The sequence below is a fragment of the Streptococcus sp. 959 genome, from assembly GCF_013277075.1.
Lineage (GTDB): Bacteria > Bacillota > Bacilli > Lactobacillales > Streptococcaceae > Streptococcus > Streptococcus pseudopneumoniae_C.
Genome location: NZ_VMMF01000023.1, coordinates 1 through 1,245, shown reverse-complemented (window position 1 = coordinate 1,245; position 1,245 = coordinate 1). Strand labels below are relative to the sequence as shown.

Sequence of the window (1,245 nt, the reverse complement as noted above, 5' to 3'; positions counted from 1 at the left end):
TGGGTCAACATACCCACCAGGAACTACGGTAGAAATCCCAGGTAAAGATGGAAACTCAATTATCGTTACAATCGATAAAGAAGGTAAAGGTAAAGTACCAAACAGCGAATTACCAGAAGGTAAAGTACCAGGAACAGCTAAGATTACTGAACCAGGTAAACCAGCTGTGGAAGTTCCTAATGTAACAACTCCAGCTAAGGTAACACCAGAAACACCAGTAACTGAAAAACCAGGTAAGATTGAAATCACTCAACAACCAAATGGAAATGCGATTGTAACGCCTAAGAAACCAGATGGCTCAACATACCCATCAGGTAGCAAGGTAGAAATTCCAGGAGAAAATGGAACAACAATCACAGTAACAATTGGTGACAATGGTTCAGGTGAAGTATCAAATGACAACCTTCCTAAGAAAGCTGTCCCAGGTACAGGAAAAGTAACAGAACCGAATAAGAAACCATCACAACCAGTAGATGTAACCACACCAGCACGTAAGACACCAACAGTAGAGTTGGAACAAGATCCTAAGACAGGTGACGTTACAGTAACACCTAAGAAACCAGATGGGTCAACATACCCACCAGAAACTACGGTAGAAATCCCAGGTAAAGATGGTCCAATCACTGTTGAAATCGGTAAAGATGGTAAAGGTAAAGTACCAAACAGTGAATTACCAGACGGTAAAGTCCCAGGAACAGCTAAAATTACAGAACCAGGCAAACCAGCTGTAGAAGTTCCAAATGTAACAACACCAGGTAAAGTCACACCATCAACACCAACAGATACAAATCCAGTTGCACCAGTGACACCTGATATGCCAGTCAAACCTGATACTAATGGAAATTCTGGTCAAGATAAACCAGCACCAGCTACTCCAACTCCAAATGCAGTTACTCCGAATGCAAATCAGGTAGATACTAAGACTACTGTTGATAATGGAGCTAAGTCAAATGATTCTCAAAATGTATTGCCAAATACAGGAACAGAATCAAATGCGACTCTTGCATCTCTAGGACTTCTTGGACTATTGAGTGGATTTGGACTTGTAGCTCGTAAGAAAAAAGAAGACTAAAAATTTAGTCAAAATATGAACTGTTCATTGTTAAGTGGACGATGAATAGAAAAGATTAAACAACGGCTTTGTTCCTCGTTTTAAGAGGTACAAGGCCGTTGTTGTGTTTTTGGAAAGTAGATGCTAATCTTTGTACTAAGAAGCTCTCAATTGGGGCTCTATAATATTTGTAG

Annotated in this window: 1 protein-coding gene; it reads left to right on the top strand. The window is 40.1% G+C overall.

What is annotated here, in order from left to right; translation table 11 throughout:
• On the top strand, nucleotides 1–1,072 hold a 1,072-nt coding region (locus HT717_RS09805), incomplete at its 5' end, for an LPXTG cell wall anchor domain-containing protein (protein WP_188110957.1).
• Nucleotides 1,073–1,245 lie beyond the last annotated feature (173 nt).